Here is a 23,143-nt window from a genome sequence, read left to right on the forward strand (position 1 = left end):
GCAAGCCTATCGTTGCGCGGACGGCGGGGGAACCGGATTTGCGCGCATCCGGCGCAAATTTCCGGTACGTTCTGTCACGCCGGTTTCGTCGAAGTATTCCAGCACCGGCACAATGATCCTGCGGCTGGTATGCAGGGCGCTGCGCGCGGCGCTGGTGGTGAAGAATTGCGGGGCTGGAAAGGATTTTCGCAGGCTGGCTGCCGCCATGTGCAGGGCGTCCTTATGGAACATAAGGCGTTGTTTTAAAGCAACATTCGTAAGGACCAGCACCGCGCCGGTATCCGCCAGCAGGACCAGTAGATCCGTGTCGCTTTCTTCGGTGATCTGTGGCGGTGAAGCCGCCAGTCCGGCCTCCCGGAACGCGGTTTCAATCTCCGCCATTCTGCTGCGCTGTCTGTTGTCCAAATTGGCCATCGGGTCATGGCCAAAGGCCGCCAGCTTGCCGTCTTTCTGATGCAAAAGCCCCTTGGCGATCATCGTGCTTTCCACATGCTGCAAGAGAACCGGTGCGACAGAGGGGGGGACAATTGACGGTTTTGCTGCAAAGTGGCGCAAGGGGAATTGCGCATGATAGGTGTGCAGGGCGGCCAAAATGTACTTTGTGCAGATGTCGATTTGTTCCCGAGGGCACATCTCTTGCGCCGTGATCTGGACAAATCCGGGCAACATTTCCGGGGGCAACTTGTCAGGGTCACGTCGCGACAGGCGGGCAACATCCGTAATGGTACAGACACCCCGATTGGCCGCGCAAAGGGCGGCGGCAATCGCAGGGATGTCTTGGCGATGGGCCGCCTCCAGAACGGTCATTCGCATCCCTTCACGTGATTTTGTCGGTGTTGCTTGCGGATCAAGAAAAACCGCCCCTGAGACCGTTTCAGCAGGGGACAGGCGGCGCAGCACCGCGTGTTGCCCGGCATATCCGACCACGGGATTTTTGAAACGCAGCTGGGCGAAACCGGAATGCCCCGCGCCAAGCTGGCCACCGCCAAACAGCCGCAAACTGGCCACATGGCTGGTGGTCCCGAAGAATACCCGCAGGTCTTGCATGTGTTTAAGTGGCGCGGTGATATCGGCCAGCAGGTTCAAACGCACGTCAATGCAAGTGGTGGCCCGCTGCGCGCCTTGCGCACAAAGCACCGATCCTCGTGTGACATCGGCAACCGCCAGCCCCCGCAGGCCCGCCGCCGTACGTTCGCCAGCATGGATGCGCCCGCGTGTCTTGCCCCGGCTTTGAAGGCTGCGCAGGGTGATGGGGCGCTCTGCGGGGTGCAGCCAAAGCTTGTCGTGAAGGTTTAGCGCGCCCCCCAGCAAGGTGCCCGTGACCACAGTGCCGAGGCCGGACAGGGAAAACACCCGGTCGATTGGCAAGTAGCTCTGCAAAGGTGCGTTGGTTGTGGGGCGGCACTTTTGCAACAGGGCTTCGATCTCTGCGTGCAGCGTAGATATTCCCGCATCTGAGCGCACAGAACATGCCACCAGCGGGGCCTGTGCAAAAACCGTCTGTGACAGATCACGCCGTATCCCCTCCACCCGGGTGGCCAGCTGTGATGCTGACAGCATATCGGATTTTGTCACCGCGATGATGCCCTGCGCTACACCAAGCAGCGCTGCGATTTTCAAATGCTCCAAGGTCTGTGCCGCGACGCCGTCGGTTGCCGAAATCACCAAGAGGGCGGCCTGTGCCCCGCTTGCGCCGGTGATCATCGCCTGAATGAAATCTGCATGTCCCGGGGTGTCGACAAAATCCACCACGCCTGCGGGATAGCGGTGATGGGCAAAGCCGGCAGTGATCGACAGGCCGCGGATTTTTTCTTCGGGCAGGCGATCGGTGTCGGTACCGGTCAGCGCTTGAACAAGGGCGGTTTTGCCATGATCCACATGGCCGATCACCACCATGCAGCAGGTGTTCATCTGGCGGCGATCCGTTGTACCGTTTGCGCAATCGTCGCCAGTTCCCCGTCCCAGACCGTGCGCATGTCCAGCATCACCTGATCCTGTTCGATCCGGCCAATCACTGGTGTTTCGTGCTGTCGCAAGGCCGCGGCCAGCTTTTCCGCAGATAATCCGTGCAGGCGCAGTGAGACGGCAAAACTGGCCAGCGCCTGATCCGGCAGGCTGCCCCCGCCGACATAAGCCGCAGTTTCATGCACCGCGACCCGTGCCCCATCAATGCTGCCAAGGGATTGCTCTAACGCCCTTGCGCGGGTCTCGATCTGGTCCAGCGGGGCCGACAACATTTGCAAGACAGGGACCGAGGTTAGCGGGTCATGCGGCGGACGGTACAGGCGCAAGGTTGCCTCAAGCGCGGCCAGCGACAGCTTGTCCACACGCAAAGCCCGCATCAAAGGGTGCCCCTTGAGTTGCGCAACTATATCAGAACGTCCGGCAATGATCCCGGCTTGTGGGCCCCCCAGCAGCTTGTCGCCAGAGAACATCACCAGATTGACGCCCGCCTTAAGGATATCCGCCACCACGGGTTCGTCCGGCAGACCGTAGGGGGACAGATCAATCAACACACCGCTACCAAGGTCTTCGATCAGGATCACGTCACGCTCTTTCGCCAGTCTGGCAAGGTCACGCCGCTCGGGGGCAGCGGTAAAACCCACGATCTTGAAATTGCTGGTATGGCTTTTCAGCAGGACAGCGGTGTCGCCGTCGATCGCATTGGCGTAATCATCTACCCTTGTTTTATTAGTGGTGCCCACCTCGCGCAGGGTTGCCCCGCTTTGTGCAATCACATCGGGCAGGCGGAAGGATCCGCCGATCTCGATCAACTCGCCGCGCGATGCAACCACACTGCGCCCGCCCGCTGTGGCCATCAGGCCAAGCAACACCGCAGCGGCACAGTTGTTAACGACCACCGCGGCCTCTGCGCCTGTCAATTCGCAAATCAGCGTTTCCACATGGGCATGGCGTGAACCGCGTTTGCCTGTCTCAAGGTCCAGCTCAAGGTTTGACGGGGTCGCGCCAACCGCCTGCATCGCTGCTACCGCTTGCGGGGCCATGCGCGCGCGGCCCAGATTGGTGTGGATCAGGATGCCGGTGGCATTAATGACCGGGTGCAGCGAAGAGGATCGTTCGGCCTCTATCTGCGCTGACAGGTGTGCTGCAAAACCGGCGCTGGCAAAATCGGGAAAGGTGACCGTGTGGCCCGCCAGCAGACCCGCACGCAAATCCGCAATGACCCCGCGCAAGGCTGTGACGGTTTCCTCGTGGCTATAGCGCGCCATCACCTCGGAAATGGCAGGCTGTTCCAGAAGGGTCTGAATTTGCGGCAGCTTGGAAAGGTCTTTTTGCATAGCCCATCTTTATATGGGCACCGCCGGCGTGCAACCGAAAGGGACGGGCCCGCGCGCGGCGTCACATGGCAAGTTCTTTCCAGCGGTGGCAGGCGACATTGTGTTCGGGGCCGGCAGTTTCCAGCAGCGGCTCCTCAACCCGACAACGATCAATCGCCATAGGACAGCGGGTCTGGAATTTGCATCCCGGGGGCGGGTTGGTCGGCGAGGGGATTTCACCCTCAAGCTTCTGTGCCTTGCCTCGATCATCTGGATCCAGTGACGGGATCGCCGACAGCAGGGCTTGGGTATAGGGATGGCGTGGGGCGGAAAACAGCGCGCGTGTGGGGGCGGTCTCTACCAAGCGGCCCAGATACATCACCGCCACATGGTCACAGACATGGGCAACGACGCTCAGATCGTGACTGATGAACAGAAAGGTCAGGCCCATGTCCTGCTGGATCGCCTTGAGCAGGTTCAGCACGTCGGCCTGAATCGACACGTCAAGGGCGGCAACACTTTCGTCCGCCACGATGAATTTTGGTGCCGAAACAAGGGCGCGGGCAATCGAAATCCGCTGGCGCTGGCCACCGGAAAACGCATGTGGAAAACGGCGCAGGTGTTCCACGTTCAGGCGGCATTTGGCGGCAATTTCACGGACACGCTCATCGGTTTCCGCACGTGTTTTGGTCAGCCCCATCACCTCAAGCGGTTCGGCAATGATATCGCGCACAGTCATGCGCGGGCTGAGCGCAGCGTAGGGGTCCTGAAAGATCAGTTGCGCCCGCGACCGGTAATCCTTCAGCTCTTTCTTGCCGAGGTTTTTCAGGGAATAGGCGACCTCGCCATCGTCAAACAACACATCGCCTTTGGAAATCGGTGCGGCGCGCAGCATGGCACGGCCCAAGGTGGTCTTGCCCGAACCGGATTCCCCGACAAGGCCAAAGAAACTGCCCGGGGCCACTTCGATGCTGACGTTTTCAACCGCCCCGACATAGGGTTTGGGCCCGATAAGCCCGCCGCGCAGCGGGTAATGCACAGATAGGTTCTGCGCCGTGATCAGGGGGTTGTCACTCATGCGCCGCCCCCTTGTGGATCATGCAAATGGCAGGCGGCAGCGTGGTCAGTGTCAACTTGGCTGAACCTTGGCGCCTCGGCTGAACAGCGTGGGCCCAGCACCTCCTGACAGCGGGTGTTGTAGACACAGCCAGAAGGGCGTTCGAGCGGCGAAGGGATATCTCCGGGGATTGGCGTCAGCGGCGCATCAATGTCATCCAGTGTCGGCAGGGCGGCCAGCAAGCCACGGGTATAGGGATGGGCGGGGCGACGGATCACATCGCGCACCGTGCCTTGTTCGACCAGTTTGCCCAGATACATCACCGCCACTTTATCCGCGGTCTGCGCGATCACCCCAAGGTCGTGGGTGATAAAGATAATGCCCATGCCAAATTCGCTGACAAGGTCTTTCATCAGGTCGATGACCTGCGCCTGAATGGTGACATCCAGCGCTGTTGTCGGTTCATCGGCAATCAGCAACCTCGGTTTGGTGGACAGAGCCATGGCGATCATCGCGCGTTGCCGCATACCGCCCGAAAGTTCAAAGGCATATTGCCCGAAACGTGTGGACGGATCTGAAATGCCGACACGATCCAACATTTCGACGGATACTTCTTTGGCTTGCGCCTTGGAGAAATTGGTGTGGATCATCAGCTGTTCGACCATTTGTTCCCCGATCGAAATCGCGGGCGCAAAGCTTGCCATTGGCTCTTGAAAAATCAGCGAAATTGCCCCGCCGCGCACTATCTTCATCTCGGTGTCGTTTTGCAGCGACATCACATCGATTGGCCCGTCATCCAGATGCAGGGTGATTTTGGTATCCGGCCCATAGACCGCATTGCGCGGGTTCAGCTTCATCAGCGATTTCGCGGTCACGGATTTGCCCGACCCGGACTCCCCGACCAACCCCATCACCTCACCGGCTTCAAGGCTGAAAGATACATTGTCCACCGCGGTGATGCGCCCTTCGTCGGTATCAAATTGCAGGGTCAGGTTCTCAACATCAATCAAGCGGCTCATTTCTTGGTGTCTCCGTAGGGGTCAGCAGCGTCGCGCAGCCCGTCGCCGACAAAAACAAAGGCCATCACAAGCACGATGAAGAAAATCACAGGAATGAAATACCATTGATAATTCAGCAGGACATCCGCGCTGGTCACGTTTTGCAGCATCACGCCGAGGGAGTTCACCGGGTCTTTGAGGCCCAGGCCGATAAAGCTAAGCGCGGTTTCGGACAGCACCATATAGGGAAAGGAAATCACCAGATCGACGATGATATAGCTGGTGAAACTGGGTAACAGGTGTTTGCGGATCACATGGCCTGACGACGCCCCGCAAAGCTGTGCGGCCAGCACGTATTCCTGATTGCGTTCGGTCAGCAGATGCGTGCGTACCCGCCGGGCAAGGGTGGGCCAGCCGATGAAGCCTAGGATAACCGAGATGAAGAAGAACCTTTCCTCGGCGCTCCAGGTGTCTGGGATGAAGGCGGCCAGCGCCATAAATAACGGGATCGCGGGAATGGTGCGCACCGCGTCGGTCACCATTTGTATAAAGGAGTCGATCCAGCCGCCGTAAAATCCCGATATCCCGCCAATGATCAGTGCCAGCACAAAGGCAATCAACACGCCAATCGTCCCTACTGCCAGCGACGTGTTGATGGCATGAAAGGTGCGCGAAAAAATGTCCTTGCCGGTGGAATCCGTGCCAAACAGATGGATATAGCCCTCGTCCAACCCGAACAGATGCGTGTCAAAGGTCATGAAAAACAACTCGTATTCAGACCCTTCCACGAAGAACTGCACATATCGGCGTTCATCTGTATTGACCTTGGTCACCCAGCGGAAATTCGTCGCGATAGAGCGTTCCCGCTCTACGGCATAAAGGAAGGGGCGCAGTGAACACCCGTTGTCATCGCAAAATTTCGGGACGGTCGGGGCACCATTCAGATAGTCCTTGTCGCGCCCTGCAATTGTCGGGTCATAGGGCGTCAGGAAAGGGGCAAAGATGCCCGATAGGATCAGGATCACTAAGACCCATGCCCCAACCATTGCGGCTTTTTGTTTCTTGAAACGCGCCCAGATCAGCTGTCCCTGACCCGCGGTGAAATAGGCGTCCTTGGCAGATTGGTCGACGGCAGCGTCGTAGATATTTGTCTCTGTCATCTCTTTATCCCAATATGCTGCGGCGGATGCGGGGGTCGACAAGGGCCAGCGTGATGTCGGTGATAAAATTGATGGCCACGATGCTGGCGGTCAGGAAAAAGATGATCGCGCCGGCCAACTGTTGGTCATTGGACCGCGCAAGGGCCTCGATCAACAGGGAACCCGCTTCGGTCAAGGTCAGGATCAGGGCAACGATGGGCAGTTCATTGAAAATGCGGTTCAGATCAAATCCAAGCGAATTGATGATCGGGCTCAGCGCATGGCGGGCGGGATAGCGCAGCAACAGCCGCCGCCCCGAGACCCCGCGCGCGGCGGCGGCGGTGACATAAAGCTTGCTGATTTCATCCGACATCAGGGCGCGCACCGTCTGTATTGCAAAGGCGGTTGCTGACCAGCCAAGGATAAACACCGGCAGCCAGACATGGCTGAGAAAATCCTTGATCCTGGGCCAGTCCCACGGAGCATCCCGAAACTCCGGCGAAAACAGACCGGTCAGGCTGTTGCCAAAGAACACCGTTGAAAACAGCATGATCATCAGCGCCAGCAGAAAGTTCGGCAGCGCGAGGCCAAGATAGCTGACCAGCCGCAGGCCATTGTTCAGAAACGGATTGCGCGATGTGGCGGCGATGATGCCGACCGGGATCGCGATGAGATAGGCAAGAAGCAGGGAGCCAAGGCAGATGCCAATGCTCAACCATACTTTCTGGCCCAACAATTGGTTGATGTTCAGGCGCAGGATACAACTGTCGCCAAACTCGCCCTGAAAGGCCCCGAAGATCCATTTCACCCAGCGTTCAAAAAACGGGCGGTCAAGGCCAAGGCGGATGCGTTCGGCTTCGATATCGGCAACGGAAATCTGCGCACCCTGCGAGTTCTTAAAGGCAAGGTAGCGTTCGGCGCAATCGCCGGGCACCAGCTCCATCAGTGAAAATACGATAAAGGAAACAAGGCAAAGCGTGAAAAAGGCAAGGACCGCGCGAATGCCGGCAAATCTTAGAAACTGAACCATGCGTTCTGCGCCCCCCGCAGCAGATGCGGCCCGTTTCGGGCCCGCTTTTTGTTGGTGTGTTGCGGGCCGGTAATCCAGCCCGCAACGCATTCGTCACGCGCAGCGGCGTTTATTCGTCCAAGAACCACTGGGCCGGACGGTAAGGATAGGTCCGGTAATAGGCGTAAGACGCGGTTTTGAACTGTGGTACGTTCTTGAGGGCCGCATTGCGGTAGATCGGCTTTTGCTCTTTTACCGTGCCGATGAACAACAGATTGCTGGTCATGGTTTCGACCAGCTTCTGACCGGCGGCGTCGGATTCGGGTGTGCCGACCTGTGCCGCCTGAAACACCTTGATGTCATCCATCATCTGCTTGGCATAGGCTGGTGGCTCAACACCGGATGCACCGTTGCTGTCGACCCATTCCCCCCAAAGCATCGCGGTGCGCATGTTGAAGTAGTTGTCATAGGGCGGGATAAAGATTTCACCGTTGCCCAGAACAACCGCCAGTGGTACGGATTTTTCCCACAGGGTTACGTCCAGCTGGTTTGAGGATTGCGACGAACGGTATTCATCTGATGTTACCTCTTTCACCGTGTTGTTGATGCCCACGTCGCGCCATGTCTGACCAACCAGTTCAACGATCTTGATCGAGATGCCCTGCGTGGCAACTTGCAGGTTCAGGACCAGCGGATCACCGTTTGGCAATTCGCGCATACCGTCGCCGTCTTTGTCGACAACGCCGATTTCATCCAACAGGGATTTCGCCAGCTCTGGATCATATTGTGCGAAATGCTGTTCCCATTTGGGATCTACAAAATCAGGGGTGGGTGAAAAGCCGACATATTGCTGGGGGGTGCCCAGGCCAAACATCGCAACCTCGTTGATTTCATCGCGGTTCATCGCAACCGACATTGCCTGACGGAACTTCAGATCACCAAAAACCTTACGTTTCTCAAGGTCTTCCGAGGTTACGTTAAAGGCGAAGGTCGGCATAGTGATGTCGGGTTTCAGATCAACAACAAAGCCGGCCTTTTCCTGATTTTCCATCAAAAGCGGCACATAGTCGATCTGCAAAGCCTGTGCCTTGTAGTCCACTTCACCGTTGACCAGTTTCAGCAGGCGCACTTCGCTTTCGCCAACGAAAATCTCGTCCATCTCGTTGATATAGGGCAGCTGGTTCCCTGCGGTGTCGACCTTGAAGTAATAGGGGTTGGCGACAAATGTGCGCCCCTCGGTGGTCTCGGAGGTGACGATGTGGCTTTCCAGAGTTGGTGCCGCGTCAAGGGGTAAGTCGCCAACCTTGTCAGGATGGGCCAGCATCGGGGTTGGCGTATCCATCCAGTCAGAGCTGCCGTAATAGGCTTTGACCAGCGCATAGCCGTCTTCAAAACCCAGTGACTGTGCAAGGGTGTCTGCATCAGGGTTGATGGCGGGGTGGTATTGGCCAATGAAGTGTTTGGGCTGGAAGCCTTGGGCATAGTGGTTTGCAAAATGTGCAAGGAAGCCGGGCTTGGGCACAGGCATGTTGAACCGCACGGTCAGCGGGTCAATCACGTCAACCGTCATCGGTTCACCGCCCGCCAGAACGTAATCCTTGGGGCTTTCGATGACCTTGGGGTCCAACGCAAGGTTTTCATACCAGAATTCAACATCTTCAGCAGTGAAGGGCTGGCCATCGGACCATTTATGCCCTTCGCGCAGCACAAAGGTCAGCTGTGTGAAGTCGTCATTCCATGACCAGCTTTTGGCGACATTCGGCACGATGGTGGTCAGATCGTCCGCATAGCGCACGAGGTTTACATGGCGCACCGACATAAAGTCGGAGGTGCCGGCCTCTGTGGCATTGGACAGGGCATTGAACATGCCACCGTACTTGCCAATCATCTCGTAAGGGGCAACAACCAGCGGTTCACTGGGCAGACGATCCGCCAGGGCGGGCATCTCGGGATTGCCACGGATTTTGGCATTCATCGCGGCGATGTCGGGGTTTTGCGACATTTCCATCGTGCAATTGGCAGCACTCTGGAACTCGGCCAGCTCGTATTGCTGTGGGAATGCGCCAGCGGCAACGCCCATCGGGTCTGCCACGGTGACAGCCGGACAAGAGGCCATCGCAGTGCCCCCCATCGCCATCAAAGCCGCGCTGGATAAAAGTATCTTCCTCATCGGTGTCTCCTTGTTGGACATCACGCTGTGCGCGTGACTGGGTCTTTGGGCTTTGTGCCCTTGTGCATCATCCTCCGAAACGGGGATGGCAGGATGGAGCTAACGGGGAGGTGTAATGGTTTTGTGACGTAAATTTCACGGTCAGACCGCCGCTTGAACGCGGGACGTGCCGCATCGCAAATGCAGTCATTGCGGCTAAGACACCCGTTGCCAGATGTTCGCGCAAAGTGTGATATGAATTTCCCCAGTAGATGGAAACAGTAGTTAATATTATCAGAATGAAGTCAACGGATTCTATTTTTCACGTGATTTGCGGGGGTGCCGGGGCAGGATTTGGGGACCATCCGGTGTGATACTATGCAGGGCCAGGGTCTGATCCGCATTTCTCATTCGATGGCGAAGCATCTTGCGGCCAAGGCGGTTCAACTCGGTTTGATAGGTGGGATGGCTGGCGACATTGCGCGCTTCGCCGTCGCCCTCATGGTCATAAAGGATCGGTGGCAGGTCGGCGGCAAACTCAACCAGCGTGAACCGGTCTTCTCTTAGAATGCACAGGGATGAATCGACGGGGCCTGTCTTCAGAGAGCGTTCCCAGAGGGTTGGCGACAGAGGTTCTGAAAAGTCCAGTTCCGAGAAAGACGCGTCGCGCCAGTCTTCGGGGACATCACCCGCCAGCAGCGACAACAAAGACCGGCCATCCATTGAATTGGGCACCTCCTGACCAACCCAGTCAAGGATCGTGGGGGTGATGTCGATGGTCTCTACCGGCTGCTTCACCACCGCACCGGCGCGGGCGGCGTTATCCGGCTGGCGGATAATCAGGGGCGTGTGAAACGCCGCATCATGTACGGTGAACTTGCTCCAGCTATGGTGATCCCCCAGCATTTCCCCATGATCCGCCGTTACGATCAGCAGGGTGTCGTCATATTGTCCGCTGTCCTTGAGGAACTGCACAACCCGTCCGATGTGGTGGTCCACTTCGGTGATTAACCCCAGATAAAGCGCCCGCAGCGTCTGGATATTCGTGTCCGTTGTCGCCAGACCGTCAAAGCCGACAACATTTCCTGCTGGGGTTTTCGCGGCAATTGTCGGACCAAAGAACGGATGGTTTGCTGTTTCCTCTTCCGGTGTTGCCAGCCGCGTTGGCAGGGGCAGGGTGTCGGGATCATACATGTCGTTATAGGGCGCGGGGGCGACAAGCGGCGGGTGCGGCCTGATATAGGTCAGATGTGCAAACCAGCTGGCCGCGCTGTAGGCGGGCATCACCTCAAGAAAGCGGTTGGTCAGAAAGGCGGTGTCGCTGTCCTCGGCCCGATATAGTGCGGGGTCATTGGTGCGGGGGCTGCGTCCTTCGGGGGCCACAGGTTTATAGACCTCCGCATAGGTGTCAAAATCATAGCCTTGATTGATCAGGTGCGAGCGCCAGGGAAATGACATCTCAAAACGCATTTCGACCACTTCGTGAAAGCCGTTCATCGGGTATTCATAGCTGCGCAGAGCCGGGTCATCAGGGTGATAAGCACGCGGGTCTTGCGCCGTGTCTGTATAGCCGAACAGCATCGGCAGGTAACCGGCCTTGCGCATTTGGGTCGCCACATTGAGGGTGTCATGGCGTAGTGGTGTGCCATTGCGCACTGACCGGTGGTTCATCGCATATTGCCCGGTCAGCAGGGATGCCCGCGACGGGCCGCAGGGGTTCACCACGGAAAAATGCCGTGTGAAGGTAACAGCGTCTGCCATCAGTGCCGTTAGATTTGGCGTTTGTACGTGATCCGCGAGCGCACCAAAGATGCAATCGGCCCGCAGTTGGTCAATGACAATGAACAAGACGTTCTTGGCGCGGGACATGGGGCGAATCCTTTCAGACGACAGGGTTTCAGGTAACGCCCAAAACAGGGGTTCTGAAAAGGGCCATGTCGATAAACCCGCCCCGCTATACAGATGGCGCGATGACGAAACCGGACAATCGGCCTAGGGTCAGGACCCCTTAAGCCTGTGCCGTCAGTTTGCCCGATTTTTTCGCTAACAAGGAATATCTGTGCAGAAATCCCCTCTCGGGACACTGCTGCGCAATGCCCTGTCGGGCAATGGGAAGCGGCAAAATCCGGCAGACCCGCAGGGCGGCAATTTCACTTCATTTCAGCGTCTCGGATCGCTTACAAATAGACACTATTGACGGCGCGGCCCAAACCATTGAAATTTCGTGGAATTGCCGCTGACGATAAAGGCTTAATGGGGCCTGACCCTAGGGTGGGGTGAATTTACGGGGTCCCGACCCTGACGGGCCAGTTTTGCGGCCCTTGATCCAGAAAGGTGCCGATGTCTGCGCCCATCATCGCTGTAATCCTGAGCGCCGCCCTGCTGCATGCAGTCTGGAACGCCATTGTCAAAACCGCTGCCGACCGCACCACCATGTTGGGGTTGGTCGCCTTGGGGCAGGTGCTGCCGGCTGCGGTAATGATTGTGCTGCTGCCTTTGCCGAATATGCAAAGTATGCCCTACATCGTGATATCGACCGTCGTGCATTGGGGGTATTACTATTTTCTGGGCCGCGCCTATGCCCATGGGGATCTTGGCGTGGTCTATCCGATCGCACGTGGCGTTGTGCCTGCGCTGGTGTCGCTCTGGGCGTTCCTGCTGCTGGGCGAGGTCCTGCCCGCAGCCGTTTGGGGGGGCATCGCGCTGATTGTCACCGGCATTATTCTCAGCAACTGGCGTGCGCTTCGTTCTGGTGTCGGGGCGACTGCCCTAAACCTGTCGCTTTGTACGGGGCTGTGCATCTCGGTCTATTCGGTGGTCGACGGCATCGGCGTGCGTTTGTCCGGTGACACGCTTTCCTATTGGGCGTGGGGGGCGTTCCTGCATCTATTCATCGCCGGTTTTGCAGGTTGGAACGGGCGCGATGGATTGGCGGACCTGCCGATCAAGGTCTGGATCATTGGGCTTGCGGGGGGGGCTGTCTCGATGATTGCCTATGGTTTGGTGCTTTATGCCAAAAATTTTGCACCGCTGGGTGCGGTTTCCGCCTTGCGCGAAACCTCGGTTATCTTTGCCACGTTGATCGGGTATTTTCTGTTAAAGGAAGGCAATCTGGCACGGCGGTTGACGGCGGCCATGCTGATGGCGCTGGGCATTGCCATGATCGGATTGAACGCTGGCTAGGCCAGAACCAGAGGAGCGCTGTATATGACCGTGAAACGCATTGTCGCCAATGTCGCCACCCCGTCGGTCCAAGAGGTTCAGCGGTTTTACGCTGACCTGTTTGACCTTGAAGTGGTGATGGATATGGGGTGGATCGCAACCTTAAGCTCGGGCGAAGTGGCTCCGGTGCAGATTAGTTTTGCCAGCGAAGGCGGTTCCGGCACGCCTGTGCCTGACCTGTCGATCGAAGTGGATGATGTCGATGCGGTATACGCCCGCGCCAGATCACTGGGCCATCAGGTGCAATATCCCCTGACAGACGAACCGTGGAACCTGCGCCGTTTCTACCTCTATGACCCGGCGGGAAAATTGCTGAATGTGTTGATGCACACCGGCTGAATCTACATAGGTTTTACGGTGAAAAGCGGGGAAAGCCGCCATTCACATATTGATTATTTGCGCTTGACCACAGCTTCACGCTAGACCCTTGTGGATAAGCAATAGACCCGAATACCAGACTGGCCTGCGCCATTGTGCGGCTGGTGGATGAAATCAACGGGCATGCGGTGTGAAAAATGTGGTTGAGCAAATGCGTCTGAAAATCTTGATCAGGGCAGGGGCGGCGGGGCTGTTTGTTTCTGCGGCCGGTTTCCTGTCTGCGGCCGAAGTGACTCTGAAAGGGGTCCCTGTGGGCGGTGATCTTTATCAAACCCTGGCGGGTGGGTCCTTGCTGATCGAGCAATCCAGCGCCGAAAATGCCGCCACAAGTCAGGAAATCGTGGCTGCCGCACAGGCTGATTACGGGCGGCTGCTGGCCGTGCTTTATGATGCGGGATATTTCGGACCGGTGATCACGATCCGGCTGGATGGAATAGATGCTGCTGCCATTCCGGCGGTGCAGGCCCCGCGCCAAATTGCCCATGCGCAAATTACTGTCGATACCGGCCCGCAGTTTCGTTTCGATAAGGCCAGGCTAACACCTGTTGCGGCGGGCACTGACATTCCCGAAGGTTTTGCACGTGGCAAGACTGCCAGCCTGAGCGTCCTGAAAGATACCGTGACCGCGGGCGTTGATGGGTGGCGTGCGCAGGGCCATGCCAAGGCAACGCTGGCCGCGCAAAACCTGTCTGCAAATCACCCAGACCGAACCGTTAGTGCCGATCTGCGGCTTGCGCCGGGACCAAAGCTGCGCTTTGGCGGCTTGCAGGTTGCGGGCAACAAGGCTGTACGCACACAGCGGATTGTGGATATTGCCGGTCTGCCGGTCGGAGAGGTTTATTCCCCAGAGGAGCTGCGGCTGGCAGCAGGCCGTTTGCGTCGCACCGGTGCATTTAACGCCGTGGCGCTGACAGAGGCCGAGCAGATCGGGCCGGATGATACTTTGCCCGTGACCGCCCAAGTTACAGAAAGCCTGCCGCGCAGGTTTGGCTATGGGGCCGAACTTGGCACGCAGGAAGGGCTGACCCTAAGCGCATTTTGGTTGCATCGCAATTTCTTTGGTGGCGCGGAACGTCTGCGCATCGCGGGCGAGATTTCTGGCATTGGGGGCGATTCCGGCGGCGAGGATTATTCCCTTTCCGCCCGCTTTGAACGTCCCGCGACCTTTAACGAAGACACCGATTTCTATGCGCTGGCCAAGATCGAACAGCTTGATGAGGTGAACTTCTTTTCCCGCCAGCTGGATCTGGAAGCCGGCATTGAACGGATCGCTTCCGAAGAACGCACCTATACGCTGGGCCTTGGGCTGCGCCGGGCCAAGACGCGGGATGCCTTTGGCGAAAACCGCTATACGCTGTTGACCTTGCCGTTAAGCGCCGAGTTTGATTACCGCGATAACCCACTGAATGCCACCGACGGGTTCTATATCAAAGCGGGCGTTACCCCGTTTCTGGCCATCAGCGGCGCGGACAACGGCCTGCGTACGTCGGTTGATGCCCGGGCCTACCGGACTTTCGGCACTGCGCGTCCGGTTACATTTGCGCTGCGCGGGCAATTGGGGTCGGTCTATGGCCCCGATCTGAGCAAGGCACCGGCGGACTATCTGTTTTATTCGGGTGGCGGCGGTACCGTGCGCGGACAGGCCTATCAGGCGCTGGGCGTTGATTTGGGCGGGGGCAATGTCACAGGTGGGCGCAGTTTCGTTGCGGTTTCCGCCGAGGCCCGGGTGGCGGTTAGTGACAGTTTTTCTGTCGTCGGATTTGTCGATGGCGGCTATGTCGGTGCCGAGGAATTTTATGACGGCACCGGTGAATGGCATTCCGGTGCGGGTTTGGGGCTGCGCTATAACACGGGTATCGGGCCCATTCGGGTGGATGTGGCCGTACCGACCTCAGGCCCCGAAGCGAAAGATAACTATCAGGTTTACATCGGCATCGGGCAGTCGTTCTAATGCGGTATATTCTCACCTACCTCGCTGTTGTTTTCCTGCTGGCATTTGGCACCGCCATTCCTGCCGTTGCGCAGAGTGACGACAAGAGCTTTTTGACCCGCACCATACAAGACGCGCTAAGCGGCGGGGGGCGCACGGTCAGTATCGACGGCTTTCGTGGGGCACTCAGCTCTGAGGCCAGTTTTGACCGGATGACCATCGCGGATGCGGATGGCGTTTGGCTGACATTGGAGAATGTGGTGCTGGACTGGAACCGTTCGGCACTTTTGCGAGGCCGGCTGGAGGTCGAGCAGCTGAGCGCCAGCAAGCTGGATCTGCCGCGTTTGCCCAATGCGCAGGACGACGCATTGCCTGATGCGGAAGCGGCCCCGTTCCGCTTGCCCGATCTGCCGGTCTCGATCTTGCTGGAGCAGTTTTCGATCGAACAGATCAACCTTGGTGCCCCGATTCTGGGAGAGGCGGCACAGCTGCGGGTGAAGGCAAGTGCGACGTTGAACGATGCCGAAGGCAAGGTAGATTTGCAGGCCAACCGGACGGATGCCCGGCGCGGCACATTCGAAGTCAAGGCGGATTTCAACCGCAGCGACAGCTTGCTGGATCTGTTGCTGACGCTGAGCGAGGGCAAAGAAGGCATTGCATCCAAGCTGCTGAATATTCCGGGCCAGCCTTCTATTGACCTCAGCGTTGCGGGGGCGGGGCCGCTGGATGATTTCACCGCTGACATCAAGATGGCAACAGATGCGCAGGAGCGGCTGGCGGGGCAGATCACCCTCAGCGCGCAAACACCGCGCCGCGCCGCTGCAACGCCGGATCGGCGTGTGCGCGCGGATATCGGTGGTGACATTACCGCCGTGTTGGCCCCGCGATATCGCGCCTTCTTTGGCACGGACGTCGGGCTAAAGATTGACGCATTGTTACAGTCGGATGGTGCCGTCGAAGTGTCCGATTTTGCCCTGCGCGCTGAGGCGGCAAATTTGGCGGGTAGGCTGGCGTTGAATGCTGACAACTGGCCCACGCTGATCGATATTTCAGGGCAGGTTGCACAGCGTGACGGCGGGCCCGTTCTGCTGCCGCTTGGTGGGGACGGGACATCCGTGAACACCGTTGATCTGCGTGTGGATTACGACGCGGCACAGGGCGACCATATTGCAGCCCGCTTTGGCATCACAGGCTTGTCACTGACTGATCTGAATATCGACACCACCACCCTTGCGCTGGACGGCACCCTTGCGGCTGATGCGGGGCGGATTGGGCGGTTTGAGGGCGATGTCACCTTTGATGTGGCCGGGCTAAGTCCACGCGACGCCGCTCTGGCAGAGGCGCTTGGCCGCGCCATTCAGGGCCGTGCCAATATCCTCTATGTCGAAGACCAACCTTTGCAACTTGCCGATCTTTCCTTGACCGGCACAGACTACGGGCTGACCGGGGGGGCGCGGATTTCCGGCCTTGAAACAGGTTTGTTGACACAGTTGGATGCCCAGCTTGATGCCACCGACCTTAGCCGCTTTTCGGCCCTCGCCGGGCGCGAGCTGGACGGGCAGACCCAGCTGGCACTGGAGGGTGAAATTGGCTTGCTGAGCGGGCAGTTCGACCTTGCGCTGCGCGGCAGCACCACCGATCTGGCGCTGGGTATCGCACAGGCCGATGCAGTTCTGGCAGGGCAAACCACCCTGCGTGCGGCGGCGAAACGCGACGAGAACGGTACCTTCCTGCGGGGAGTGGTGTTGGAGAATGACGCGCTGAGCCTGACAGGGGCGGCGCAGTTGCGCAGTGATGACAGCAGCGCGCAGGCCGATTTTACACTGAATGACATCGCTTTGGTGGTGCCGCAATATGGCGGACCGGTTCGTGTCAGCGCCACGGCCCGACAGGATCGTCGCGGCTGGAACATTGACGCAAAAACCGATGGCCCTTACGGCGCGACCCTGACCGCCAAAGGCTTGGCCACGGGGCCGCAAGCCGCGCTGGATTTCACCGCGGATGTGCCGAATGTGAAGCCCTTTGCAGGCCAGATCGACGGCCCGGTAACGGCCAAAGGCACGCTGCGCAATGGGCCTCAGGGGTGGCAAATCAGCACCGATGCCAGCGGCCCTTACCAAAGCCGCGCCAGTGTACAGGGGCAGGTGTCGCCGGCCCTTGATGTAACATTCGAGGCATCGGTTCCAAATGTCGCGCCATTGGTTCCGGGGATGAACGGGCCTTTGGCGGCGCGCGGCACGTTGCGTCAGACCGACCGTGGTTTGAAGATCGACACGCAGGCCAGCGGCCCCCGTGCGGCGCGCGCATCAGTGCGCGGTACGGTGACAGGGCCGCAGGCCAATGTAGATTTCACTTTTTCCATGCCTGACATCGGCGCGTTTGTAGAGCGTGTGAACGGGCCGTTGAACCTGCGCGGGTCAGCCCGCAAGCAGGGCACGGCGTGGGCGGTGGAAACTGATGCTGACGGACCGGCAGGCACGCAGGCGCGCCTGACCGGGCGCGTCAACGCTGATGGCACCTTGAACATGGACATGACCGGCACCGCACCGCTGGGGCTGAGCCGACCTTTCCTCGCACCGCGCAACCTGCAAGGGCAGGCGCGGTTTGATCTGGCGGTGAACGGACGTCCGGCATTGTCATCTGTCTCGGGTACAATCCAGACCACGAATGCCACCTTTACCGCACCGAACCTGCGGGTGGCCGTACAAGACATTGCGGCAGACATCCGGTTGGCCAATAACCGCGCCCAGATTGACATGACGGGGCAGGCCTCGAATGGCGGCAGCCTTAACGTCAATGGCTCTGTGGTTCTGACAGGGGCGCTGCCGGCGGATTTGGCCATCAGGGTGCAGGATGTCGTGTTGGTTGACCCAAAGCTCTACCGCAGTTCGGTCAGTGGCGCATTGCGTCTGGCAGGACCCTTGACCGGGGGGGCTCGTATATCAGGTCAGGTGAATATCGGTGAAACCGAGGTGAGCGTCCCGTCGACAGGGTTGACCAGCATTGGTGATATTCCACCGATCGACCATATCGGTGCCACCCGTCCGGTGATCGCCACGCGGCGCAAGGCGGGACTTGAAAACACCGACGCGGGTGTGGACCCGACAGCCGAGGCCGGTGCGGGTTTTGGCCTGAATGTGCAGGTCAATGCCCCGAACCGAATTTTCGTGCGCGGGCGTGGCCTTGATGCGGAGCTGGGCGGCGCGTTGACGGTTACGGGCACCACGAGCCGGATGATTTCTGCGGGTCGCTTTGATTTGTTGCGCGGTCGATTGGATATTCTGGGCAAACGGTTTGATCTGGTCGAAGGTTCAATCCAGTTCCGTGGTGACCTGATCCCCTATATTCGCTTTGTGTCGGTCACGCCGACCGATACCGGCGAGGTGCGGGTGGTCGTGCAGGGGGCGGCGAATGCGCCGGACGTGACATTTGAATCCTCCCCCGAGGCCCCGCAAGACGAGGTGCTGGCACAGCTGCTCTTTGGCCGGAACCTGTCGGAAATCTCGCCGTTGCAGGCGCTGCAACTGGCCAATGCTGTGGCGGTTCTGGCCGGTCGTGGCGGCAAGGGGGTGATCACCCAACTTCGGGCAGGCTTTGGGCTGGACGATCTGGATGTCACGACAACCGACAGCGGGGCGACCGCTGTGCGGGCTGGGAAGTATATCTCTGAAAACGTCTATACCGATGTCACGGCAGCCTCTGACGGCACCGGCGAGGTGTCCCTGAACCTTGACATCAGCTCGCATCTCAAGGGCAAGGCGACGCTGGGGTCGGATGGCAATTCAAGCATCGGTATCTTTTTCGAAAAGGACTATTGAGGCGGATCAGCCTTGCGGCGCAAAACTGCCAAACCGTCCCTGATCAAAAAGCAATCCTGCGCCTTGACCGTCACAGGCTGCGGCGTCGGTGATTTCACCGACGATGATCGAATGATCTCCCGCCGGATGGACGGCAAAGCGGGTACAGTGGAACGCGGCCAGACAGCCGGCAAGCTGTGGTGCGCCCTGCGGCCCGACGGTCCAGTCAAAACCGGAGAAATCATGCCCCTGTCCGGCAAAATGGCTGGCCAGCGCCTGCTGGCTGGCAGCCAGAATATGGATGCAATACTGGTCGGCCTGCGCAAAGGCGTCGTGGCGCTTTGATTGCAGGGCGGCGGACCACAGGACCAGCGGGGGGGCAAGGGACACCGAGGAAAAAGAGTTTGCCGTCATGCCCAGCGGCCCTTGGGCGGTCTGTGTGGTGATCACGGTCACGCCGGTGCCAAACCGCCCGAAAGCGTTACGCAGGGCCTGTCCGTCTGTCGGGGTAAAAGGGGTCATATCGCGGTCCATCGGGGCCTGCGGTGACACGGCGGCAATGATTTGTCCAGAGATGCCCATCGTATGATCCTCTTTGATGCGCGGGAGGCGCGGTGGATCAAACGTAAACCGCGACCCCGACAATAACAGGTCGGGATCGCGGCGATTTTATGCGCAAATGCGGCCTAGCTGCGGTTCATCCGGTTATCAATCAGATCGTCCACTACCGCAGGTTCGGCCAAGGTCGATGTATCCCCCAGCGTGCCAAAATCATCTTCGGCAATTTTACGCAGAATACGCCGCATGATCTTGCCCGAGCGGGTCTTGGGCAATCCGGGGGCCCATTGGATCAGATCAGGGGACGCAATCGGGCCGATTTCCGTGCGCACCCAGTTGCGCAGTTCCGCGCGCAGCTCTTCGCTGGGTTCCTCGCCGCCCATCAGGGTGACATAGCAGTAAATGCCCTGACCTTTGATGTCGTGCGGATAGCCAACCACAGCCGCCTCAGCGACCTTGCCATGGGCGACCAGCGCGCTTTCGACTTCGGCGGTGCCCATGCGATGGCCGGAGACATTGATCACATCGTCCACACGTCCGGTAATCCAGTAATCGCCATCTTCGTCACGTTTGCAGCCGTCACCGGTAAAGTAATAACCCGGGTAATCCGAGAAATAGGTTTTCTCGAAACGCTCATGATCGCCCCAGATGGTGCGCATCTGACCCGGCCAGCTGTCGGCGATACACAGCACGCCCTCAACCGGGTTTCCCTGCAACTCTTGCGCTGTCGTTGGCTCCAGCACGACGGGTTTAATCCCGAAGAACGGTTTCATCGCTGCCCCCGGTTTCATTGCATGGGCACCGGGCAGGGGCGTCATCAAGTGGCCGCCGGTTTCGGTCTGCCACCAGGTATCTACAATTGGGCACCGGTTGCCGCCGATCACTTCGTTGTACCATTTCCACGCTTCGGGATTGATTGGTTCACCAACGGTGCCCAGCACCTTGAGGCTGCTCAGGTCGGCACTTTTTACAAAATCATCGCCTTTGCCCATCAATGCACGCAAAGCTGTTGGCGCGGTGTAGAACTGGTTGACCTTGTGCTTTTCACAAACCTGCCAAAAGCGGCTGGCATCCGGGTAGGTCGGAACGCCTTCAAACATCACCGTGGTGGCCCCATTGGCCAGCGGACCATAGACGATATAACTGTGTCCGGTGACCCAACCGACATCCGCAGTACACCAGTAAACGTCGCCGTCATGGTAATCAAAACTGATCTCATGGGTCATGGCTGCATAGACCAGATAACCGCCTGTGGTATGCACCACGCCTTTGGGCTGGCCGGTTGAACCAGATGTATACAGGATAAACAGCGGATCTTCGGCGTTCATCACTTCGGGTTCGCAGGTGGCCTCTGCCTCAGCAGCCGAGGCGTTATAGTCGATGTCGCGGCCTTCGACCCATGTTGTCTGACCGCCGGTGCGTTTGACCACCAGACATTTCACGGTGTCCTTGCAATGCAATAATGCCTGATCGGCATTGGTTTTCAGCGCGGTATTGCGCCCGCCCCGCGGTGCTTCGTCGGCGGTGATGACAACTTTGGCGTCGGACCCGTTGATCCGCGCGGCCAATGCGTCCGGCGAGAAACCGGCAAAAACAATGGAATGGATTGCGCCGATCCGGGCACAGGCCAACATGGCATATGCCGCTTCAGGGATCATCGGCAGGTAAAGGATCACACGGTCGCCTTTGCCGACACCAAGGTCGCGCAGGACATTGGCCATTTTACAGGTGTTGGCATGAAGTTCCTTATAGGAAATATGCAGCGCGCTGTCGTCAGGGTTGTCCGGCTCCCAAATGATTGCCGTTTGGTCACCACGGGTTTCAAGATGGCGGTCAATACAATTGGCCGAAACATTCAACGCACCGTCCGCGTACCAGTTGATATGGACATTCCCCAGCGTGTAATCGACATCTTTGACCTGCGTGAACGGTTTGATCCAGTCTACCCGCGCACCCTGTTCGCGCCAAAAACCGTCAGGGTCATTGACCGATGCGGCGTACATGTTTGCATAGCTCTCAGCGTTGACATGCGCGCCTTTGGCCATTGCTTGTGACGGCGGATATGTTTTTCCAGCTGTTTCAGACATTATAGATCCCTCCCTTGGCAGTCTTTCGGGGCAGCCCATGAAACCAGTCATGCCGCAGTCCCGCTCCTTGTCGCGATCATAACGGGCTGTGAACGGAAGGGAATAAGTATCTGGAAAGGGGGGATTTATCTGTAAAATATTTTCACCGAATGGCCCTCTATTTGTAAATATTCGAGCGGGAAAATTCTTATTTTCCGACTTTTCACCCTGTTTCTTGTCAACGTTTCCGACGGTCGCCTGACGCTGTTGTAAGGCAGGTTGCGACTAAAGGCCTGTCAAACATACGCCATTCTTCTGCCTTTCGGGGTGCGAACGCCGGTTGTCTCTCCCGCTTCGGAGGAGGGCATGGGGAACACAGGGCGAAATCCATGAAAGAAGGAACAGGCAGATGCGGCGGGGGTTGGCAGCGCCCTTGCCTCAGGATAGCGTCTTTGCAAGCGGGCCGAAGAGGGCGCGCATCAACGGGAGAATACCAATGACCAAGTTTCTGAGCGGCGCCGCTGTCTGCGCCATCTCTTTCGCGTTTGCATCACAGGCTGCGGCCACGGAATGGAATGTTTCCGTCTGGGGCAAGCGCCGTGCGTTTACCGAGCATGTTGAAAAACTGGCCGAGCTGGTCAGCGAGAAAACCGACGGCGCGTTCACCATGAACATCAGCTATGGCGGCCTGTCCAAGAACCGCGAAAACCTTGACGGGATTTCAATCGGCGCTTTTGAAATGGCGCAGTTCTGTGCCGGGTACCACGCCGACAAAAACCGTGTTGTTACCGTGCTTGAGTTGCCATTCTTGGGGGTTGAAAACCTCGAACAGGAGCGTGCAGTTTCCAAGGCGGTCTATTCACACCCCGCCGCGGCGGATGAAATGGCACAGTGGAACGCAAAGCTGCTGATGACCTCGCCCATGCCACAGTACAACATTGTTGGCACCGGTGATCCGCGTATGACACTTGAGGATTTCAAGGGGATGCGTGTCCGTGCGACTGGCGGCCTGGGCCGTGCATTCGAGGCAGTTGGCGCTGTGCCGACATCGGTCACCGCGACCGAAGCTTATCAGGCAATGGAATCCGGTGTTGTTGATACGGTGGCCTTCGCCCAGCACGCGCACCTGTCCTTTGGTACGATCAATCAGGCGGATTGGTGGACGGCGAACCTGAATCCCGGCACGGTGAACTGCCCGGTTGTGGTGAACGTAGACGCCTATGAATCGCTTTCCGACAAGGAACGCGAAGCGCTTGATTCATCCGTAGAGGAGTCACTGGATCACTATCTGGCCAACTATGGCGAGTTGTTGAAAAAGTGGGATTCCGTTCTGGAAGAGAAGGGCGTCAAGAAAGTCGAGATCGCACCGGAAGTGATCGAAGAGTTCCGCGCAGCGGCGGCTGCCCCCGCACGGGATGCATGGATCGCCGATATGGAAGCGCAGGGCCTGCCCGGTCAGGAACTCTATGATCTGGTGGTCAAGACACTGGCGGACGCCAAAGCCGGTAACTGATCCGGCCATGTGATTGACAAGAACAGTCCCGCCCTGGGGCGCAATATGC

Annotated in this window: 15 protein-coding genes; 5 read left to right on the plus strand and 10 right to left on the minus strand. The window is 58.5% G+C overall.

Annotation, left to right across the window (positions count from 1 at the left end):
- Nucleotides 1-6 precede the first annotated feature (6 nt).
- From selB to HKX44_RS02110, 8 genes are all read right to left on the minus strand, one after another.
- Nucleotides 7-1,911: a selenocysteine-specific translation elongation factor gene (gene selB / locus HKX44_RS02075; protein WP_276149642.1), complete on the minus strand. Its 1,905-nt coding sequence runs from the start codon at nt 1,909-1,911 to the stop codon at nt 7-9.
- On the minus strand, nt 1,908-3,299 hold the full coding sequence (gene selA / locus HKX44_RS02080; protein WP_276149643.1) for an L-seryl-tRNA(Sec) selenium transferase: 1,392 nt from the start codon (nt 3,297-3,299) through the stop codon (nt 1,908-1,910). Before selA ends, selB begins: the two co-directional genes overlap by 4 nt.
- Nucleotides 3,300-3,360: 61 nt before the next feature.
- A complete protein-coding gene (locus tag HKX44_RS02085; RefSeq protein ID WP_276149644.1) occupies nt 3,361-4,356 on the minus strand; it encodes an oligopeptide/dipeptide ABC transporter ATP-binding protein in 996 nt (331 codons plus the stop codon).
- The gene (locus tag HKX44_RS02090; protein ID WP_276149645.1) at nt 4,353-5,354 is read right to left on the minus strand and encodes an ABC transporter ATP-binding protein; all 1,002 of its coding nucleotides are present in this window, start codon (nt 5,352-5,354) and stop codon (nt 4,353-4,355) included. The genes HKX44_RS02085 and HKX44_RS02090 overlap by 4 nt, the downstream gene beginning before the upstream one ends.
- A complete protein-coding gene (locus tag HKX44_RS02095; RefSeq protein ID WP_276149646.1) occupies nt 5,351-6,493 on the minus strand; it encodes an ABC transporter permease in 1,143 nt (380 codons plus the stop codon). Before HKX44_RS02095 ends, HKX44_RS02090 begins: the two co-directional genes overlap by 4 nt.
- Nucleotides 6,494-6,497: 4 nt before the next feature.
- A complete protein-coding gene (locus HKX44_RS02100) occupies nt 6,498-7,502 on the minus strand; it encodes an ABC transporter permease (protein WP_276149647.1) in 1,005 nt (334 codons plus the stop codon).
- Between the two features lie 109 nt (nt 7,503-7,611).
- Entirely contained in the window at nt 7,612-9,651 is a 2,040-nt protein-coding gene (locus tag HKX44_RS02105) for an ABC transporter substrate-binding protein (RefSeq protein WP_276149648.1), read from the minus strand.
- A gap of 294 nt (nt 9,652-9,945) precedes the next feature.
- Nucleotides 9,946-11,499, minus strand: coding sequence for an alkaline phosphatase family protein (locus tag HKX44_RS02110; RefSeq protein WP_276149649.1), 1,554 nt, complete (start codon nt 11,497-11,499; stop codon nt 9,946-9,948).
- A gap of 471 nt (nt 11,500-11,970) precedes the next feature.
- On the opposite strand from HKX44_RS02110, the gene HKX44_RS02115 reads away from it, so the two are divergent.
- The 4 genes from HKX44_RS02115 (at nt 11,971) to HKX44_RS02130 (ending at nt 18,978) form a co-directional block, all read left to right on the plus strand.
- Nucleotides 11,971-12,813 carry a DMT family transporter gene (locus HKX44_RS02115; RefSeq protein WP_276149650.1) on the plus strand — a complete coding sequence of 281 codons (843 nt, stop codon included), beginning with the start codon at nt 11,971-11,973 and terminating at the stop codon, nt 12,811-12,813.
- Between the two features lie 24 nt (nt 12,814-12,837).
- Entirely contained in the window at nt 12,838-13,191 is a 354-nt protein-coding gene (locus HKX44_RS02120) for a VOC family protein (RefSeq protein WP_276149651.1), read from the plus strand.
- 190 nt (nt 13,192-13,381) lie between these two features.
- Entirely contained in the window at nt 13,382-15,181 is a 1,800-nt protein-coding gene (locus HKX44_RS02125) for a BamA/TamA family outer membrane protein (RefSeq protein WP_276149652.1), read from the plus strand.
- Nucleotides 15,181-18,978: a translocation/assembly module TamB domain-containing protein gene (locus HKX44_RS02130; RefSeq protein WP_276149653.1), complete on the plus strand. Its 3,798-nt coding sequence runs from the start codon at nt 15,181-15,183 to the stop codon at nt 18,976-18,978. The genes HKX44_RS02125 and HKX44_RS02130 overlap by 1 nt, the downstream gene beginning before the upstream one ends.
- A 6-nt stretch (nt 18,979-18,984) precedes the next feature.
- Here the strand turns inward: HKX44_RS02130 and HKX44_RS02135 are convergent, their stop codons facing one another.
- Both HKX44_RS02135 and acs read right to left on the minus strand, forming a co-directional pair.
- On the minus strand, nt 18,985-19,539 hold the full coding sequence (locus HKX44_RS02135) for a flavin reductase family protein (protein ID WP_276149654.1): 555 nt from the start codon (nt 19,537-19,539) through the stop codon (nt 18,985-18,987).
- 104 nt (nt 19,540-19,643) lie between these two features.
- On the minus strand, nt 19,644-21,602 hold the full coding sequence (gene acs / locus HKX44_RS02140; RefSeq protein ID WP_276149655.1) for an acetate--CoA ligase: 1,959 nt from the start codon (nt 21,600-21,602) through the stop codon (nt 19,644-19,646).
- Between the two features lie 475 nt (nt 21,603-22,077).
- On the opposite strand from acs, the gene HKX44_RS02145 reads away from it, so the two are divergent.
- Complete coding sequence (locus tag HKX44_RS02145) at nt 22,078-23,094, plus strand: C4-dicarboxylate TRAP transporter substrate-binding protein (RefSeq protein WP_276149656.1); 1,017 nt, start codon at nt 22,078-22,080, stop codon at nt 23,092-23,094.
- Nucleotides 23,095-23,143 lie beyond the last annotated feature (49 nt).

Origin of the sequence: Sulfitobacter sp. M05 (genome assembly GCF_029285175.1) — a bacterium.
Taxonomy (GTDB): domain Bacteria; phylum Pseudomonadota; class Alphaproteobacteria; order Rhodobacterales; family Rhodobacteraceae; genus Sulfitobacter.